This window comes from Robinsoniella sp. (assembly GCF_034124845.1).
On record NZ_JAWYAJ010000480.1, the window covers coordinates 1 to 5357 of the forward strand.

At 39.3% G+C, this 5357-nt stretch carries 8 protein-coding genes; all 8 read left to right on the forward strand.

From position 1 onward, the window contains the following. Nucleotides 1-226 precede the first annotated feature (226 nt). Nucleotides 227-472, forward strand: a complete 246-nt coding sequence (locus ACH2DQ_RS23480; protein WP_394910809.1) for a hypothetical protein — start codon at nucleotides 227-229, stop codon at nucleotides 470-472. Between the two features lie 39 nt (nucleotides 473-511). Further along, on the forward strand, nucleotides 512-811 hold the full coding sequence (locus ACH2DQ_RS23485) for a WXG100 family type VII secretion target (RefSeq protein WP_394910810.1): 300 nt from the start codon (nucleotides 512-514) through the stop codon (nucleotides 809-811). A gap of 9 nt (nucleotides 812-820) precedes the next feature. Next, entirely contained in the window at nucleotides 821-1141 is a 321-nt protein-coding gene (locus ACH2DQ_RS23490; RefSeq protein WP_394910811.1) for a WXG100 family type VII secretion target, read from the forward strand. A gap of 14 nt (nucleotides 1142-1155) precedes the next feature. Beyond that, the gene (locus tag ACH2DQ_RS23495; RefSeq protein ID WP_394910812.1) at nucleotides 1156-1470 is read left to right on the forward strand and encodes a hypothetical protein; all 315 of its coding nucleotides are present in this window, start codon (nucleotides 1156-1158) and stop codon (nucleotides 1468-1470) included. A gap of 78 nt (nucleotides 1471-1548) precedes the next feature. Next, nucleotides 1549-1854, forward strand: a complete 306-nt coding sequence (locus ACH2DQ_RS23500) for a WXG100 family type VII secretion target (RefSeq protein ID WP_394910813.1) — start codon at nucleotides 1549-1551, stop codon at nucleotides 1852-1854. Nucleotides 1855-1928: 74 nt separating this feature from the next. Beyond that, nucleotides 1929-2246, forward strand: coding sequence for a WXG100 family type VII secretion target (locus ACH2DQ_RS23505; protein ID WP_394910814.1), 318 nt, complete (start codon nucleotides 1929-1931; stop codon nucleotides 2244-2246). Nucleotides 2247-2443: 197 nt separating this feature from the next. Beyond that, a complete protein-coding gene (locus ACH2DQ_RS23510) occupies nucleotides 2444-4087 on the forward strand; it encodes a trypsin-like peptidase domain-containing protein (RefSeq protein ID WP_394910855.1) in 1644 nt (547 codons plus the stop codon). A 43-nt stretch (nucleotides 4088-4130) separates the two neighbouring features. Next, nucleotides 4131-5357, forward strand: a 1227-nt coding sequence (locus tag ACH2DQ_RS23515) for a hypothetical protein (protein WP_395028547.1), incomplete at its 3' end; no start/stop codon positions are given.

The following is a 5357-nucleotide window of genomic DNA, read 5'->3' on the forward strand; positions in this document are numbered from 1 at the left end:
CAGACTGATGCTTGTTTAAAATGTGCATTCTGGGCAGATGAATGTGCCGTTTACGGAAAAAATAACTTTACCGGCGATGTATTTGTTATACTCGGGCGAGAAGGGTTGAGGATATATGCAGGTTGAAGTTTCTTTTTCCAAGTTACAATACATAATAGAGTCGTTGAAAATTATCGAAAAATCCTTACGAAAAGATTTGCGGGAATTGCAGGAGCTTCGCAACTGTATGAAAAATTCTGAGCATACAGGTATACGGAAGATTGCAGACAGGCTGGAAGTGCAGGAAACGGTATTTCATCGTAAATGTGATTCTCTGGCGAAGTTACACAGAGTCCTGGACAACATTAAAAAGCAGTATGAAAATACCGAAGAAGAGATACTGGATACTTCAGACGATATCCCAAGATTTGAGGAATCTGTTTCGCTAAAGGATTTAGGAAATATACAGCGATTAATTTCTCAATACTTTTAATTCATAATAAGCAGGGAAAGGGGAGTGGGTATATTCAGGATGGATAAAATAAGGGTTAACACAAACCGGCTAAAGAATGATTCTGATCAGATTTCAGATAGTATTACAAAAATGAGGTCAGAGATGTCGAAAATGATAGAAAGTGTCTCTCAACTGGATAAAATGTGGGATGGTCCAAGCAGCGAGGCATTTGCACAGGTATTTCAAAATGATATGGATGCTTTAAGAACGCTGCTGGATAACCTGGACAAAATCTATAAATATGAAACTACGGCAAAGAGTAAGTATGATACTTGTGAGAACCGGATATCCCAGTTGATTACAGGAATTCAAGTGTAGGAGGAAACCATGACAGCTACATTTACATTAAGAGTTACTCCGGAGATACTGAAGGCGAAGGCGAAGGAAATCACAGATGAAGTTAGTTCTCTGGAGTCCAATTGGAGTAAAATCGAAACGATTATTACCAATTCAAAAAATTATTGGGAGGGAGATGCCAGTAATATGCATCAGAGTTATTTAAAGGAAGTAAAGTCTGATGTAGTAACTATTTTGAAACGCTTAAAAGAGCATCCGACAGATTTACTGAATATGGCAAACTTATATGATGAAGCCGAAGAAAAAGCAAATGAGCTGTCAAGAGTTCTGCCAACTGACATTATTTCTTAGCAAAGGAGTCCGTAATGGCAAGATCAGAATATTCCATAAGGATGGATTTTAAAAACACAATTAAGCAGGCTGATAAGCTGGAATCTCTTTCGGGGAAGCTGGAACGAATTGCTGAGAATGATCTGGTAAACACCAGAAGTAATTTATCCTATAACTGGAAAGGGGATAATGCAGCAGCATATATGAAGAAGGTGCAGATCGTTGAGGGTGATATATCTTCTATCGCAAAAAATCTGAGTAAGACCTCTGATGTATTGCGGGAAATTGCACAGAAAACCTATGAAGCAGAAATGCGGGCTTTAGAAAGAGCAAGAAGAAGGAATTACTAGAAGAGTTCCAAACAGGTTCTAGTACAGCATTACTCAAAAATCCATATAGATCAAAGCAAAGTTTAAGGAGGAAAAGATATGGCAAGATCAATTACAGTAACAACATCAACACTTAATACAAAGGCGTCTGAATTAATGAAGTTCAACAATGACTTTAAACAAAAGGTGGAAAGTCTGGTTACCGAAGAAGCATCTCTTAATTCCATGTGGGATGGTGAAGCAAATGATGCTTTCCATAAGGTATTTCAGCAGGATGTTGTCCAGATGAATAATTTTTATCAGGCGATAGAAAAGTACGTTGCAAGCCTTCAGGAGATTGTAAAACAGTATAATAGTGCAGAAAAAGCCAATTTGAGTGTGGCATCCAGCCGATCATATAAATAATCATTCTAATCATCCGATAAATAATCGGATAGAAAGATTTCATTGAGGAAAGAACAGAAAGAGAGGAAACGAACATGACAGGTACATTAAAAGTCTCTACCAGTAAATTAACCAGCACAGCGACATCATTCCAGAGCACAGGAAATTCCATAAAATCACTAACCTCGCAGATGACAAGTTTAGTAAATGGATTAACGGGGAATGTGTGGAGCGGAGATGCAGCCACAGCTTATAATAAAAAATTCCAGGGTCTCCAGGATGACATTAACAAAATGATTGGAATGGTCAATGAGCATGTCACCGATTTACAGGCTATGGCGAAAGAATATGAGAGAGCAGAAGAAGCAAGTGTGACCGCAGCAAATTCACTTTCTTCGGATGTTATTCAATAATTCCAAAAGTGAAATACTGAAGTGCAGCAGATAAGAGTACGGGGAGGCGTGCTCTTATCTGCACTTTCTGAATTAAGTGCAGATATATGTGTTTTTGATATTGCAAAAGCAGATATATACGCATTTTGCGTTTTAAACTTTCTATTGAAGCAGTACTGCAGATCTGTCTGCGGTATGCAGGAGGTATTAAAGTGAGAATGAATAAGTCATTTCAAAAAACGATTTGGTTAACCATGATTTTATTTTTTGGTTTTTTGGGGTTTGCTTCCATAAAAGTATATGGAAAAGAAGTAGATAAAATCAGTGAAGCCAAAAGCGGGATTTTAGAAATAAAAGCAGGATTTACTGATAAAAATGGCAGATTTCATATGCTTAAGCGTTCCAGCGGCTGTCTGATCAGCAATGGCAGCGGATATACCTATGTAGTAACAACCTATCATAGTGTCAATATTTCCAACAAAGAAAAATCTGCGTATTGCAAAGAAAAGGAAATTGAAACAGATGTAAAAGAGCTGACAGACAGCATTCGCGTAATGATTAAAGGTGACGTGGATGTGGAGGCTGCTGTGATGACGGAAAGCCAGACGCAGGACTATAGTATCTTAAGTGTGGATAGCGTTATTAATGAAAAAAATGCATTAAAGCTTGGCAGCAGCGGAAGTCTGAAAACGGGAGATCCTGTTTATGTACTGGGATTTCCGGATGAAGTACCAGGCAACGCCGTACAGTATTCAGAAGCTGATGTTGAAATCCATGCCGGTTATATACAGGATGCTTCTTCAAAGCGAAAGGACGCAGTATGTATACAGCATTCGGGAGTAGTAACCCCTGGCAATTCAGGAGGCGCACTTGTGGATACAGATGGTTATTTTGTGGGGTTAAATAACGCAGCTTATACCAATGAGGAAATACGTGCTTATTATTCTCTTGCGGTAGATGAGATTAAAGAAATTCTGGACAATTATGGAATCGTTTACGGAAGTAAGGAGAAGGAACTGGCGCTCCAAAATCTGAAGACGCTTTTGAGTAAATGCAGGGAGTTGGAGGAAAGCGGCGACTACAAAGGAGAATCCCTGGTAACCCTGCAGCAGAATATCCAGGCTGTGGAGGGTGCCATGAAAGAGTCGGAATTGACCGTAGATGGTATTCAGGAGAAGGTATCACTGCTGGAGAAATCCAGATCAAATCTGGAAAAAAAGATGCCGCTGACCAGAAAAGTCGTTTACATATTAGCCGTATGTTGTATTTTACTATTTTCCAAGCTCATGCATATACTCATTGTTCGTTGGAAGGATAACAGATCCCCCAGGAAACAAAAAGGACAGGCAGCAGTTTCAGAAGTCGGAAATGAAAAGAAGCAGGAAAAAGAATATTTAACAGATACTGGTCAGCAAAATAATATCAGACAGAAAAAAAGCGGTAAAGAGAACATTCAGATTGAGCATGTTGACGAGGAAAGTACGACGCTGCTATTCCAAAGTGAAGATGAAGATGAGAGGACCGAATTGCAGAATCCTCTGAATGACAATTTCTCCAGGAATGCAAAGAAGGCAAGGCTGGAGCAGGAACGGACAAGGAAGATCATTGAAATTTCAAAACCGGAGTTTTTTATTGGAAAGAAGCCTGATCTTGTGGATTTTGCCATATTGGATAACAAAGTAATCAGCAGATTACATGCAGTTATATTATGGGAGGATGGTTTATATACCATTCAGGATAAGGAATCGGTTAATGGGACATTTGTCAATGGCAAAAAAATAGATTCAGAGGGAGTCGTTTTAAAAAATGCAGATGAAATTACTCTGGCAAATGAGATCTTCATATTCCGGATATCTCAATAAGAATTGATATAAAAATAAATGGTGAAAGAATGAGGAGTAGGGTATGAGCAGCTTTGAAGTCAAATTAAGTTCTTTGCTCGTAGAACAGAAGAATCTAAACTCTGTAGCATTGCAGTTAGCCAGTATATCCATGCAGATTACAGATATTACAGCGAGGTTATCCGTAAAATCGTCTTCTATATCGGGAGTCAAAAAAAATCTTCGTTCTATTTCAAGTACGACCAGTGAGAAAGGCAGGAATCTGAAAGGAATGTCCTCAGCAGTATCGGATATTGCAGTGGTATATAAGTCTGCAGAACAGCAGATTACAGGATATGGAGGTGGCATGGCAAATATTCTGCTGGCTAAAAACATTTCTTCTCTGCTCCAATATTTTGCAGACAGTAACGGGGTGATCCGAAATGTATTTGAGACGTTAGGATCAAATGATCTCTTTCAGCTGGGAGAGAATAAAAAAGTCTTCAGTTTATTTGGCAAGGACGGTACGCTGCTAACGTCTGTGGACTGGAATAAGTGGGACGTTGGTAATATGTCTGCATCTGGTGCGTTATTATCTATTCTGAGCAGAGCGGAATGGGGCGATATTGCTGTAGAGAATATTGTGTCCATTTTGAAAGGGGAAGCTAAGGGCAATGCATTTGCAGATTTTGATATTAAAAATGGCAATATTGGTGCCGGAATAAATGGTAATGCTTCATTCAGTGTATTGGAAGATCAGTTAAGTGGTAGTATTGGTGACTATCTCAAAGGAACTGGTATTCTTTCCGTTTTGACGGGAGCTGTTGAAGCAAGAGCAGGGAGTCAACTGTTAAGGGATGGAAAACTGGATCCGGGAATATATGCCCTTGCAGAAGGAACGGCTCATGGAATTACGGCAGAGGGAAATACAACGTTAGGAACTGATAAAAATAATATTCACGGTTCTGCGCAAGGGAGCATTGGCTACTTTAATGGTAAAGCTGGATTCGGTGCAGGATATATTGGTACTGACGCAGATGGAAAGGATGTATATGGCGCTGTTGCAGCGTTTGGGGGCGAAAAATACATATTTCATGGAGAAGTTAAGGGTGGTCTGGAGATATTTGGAATAGAAATGGACATGAACCTTTCCGGTGGTTTATTTGGAGGAGAATTTGGCGTAAATAACTCTTACACCAACAAGAACATAAAAATCGGCGGTGGTATAGGAGCAGGAGTAGGCGTTGGGGTAGATTTATCTATTGACTATACAAATTTTGAATTGCCTGAATTTAACCTGGGCGAGTTACAT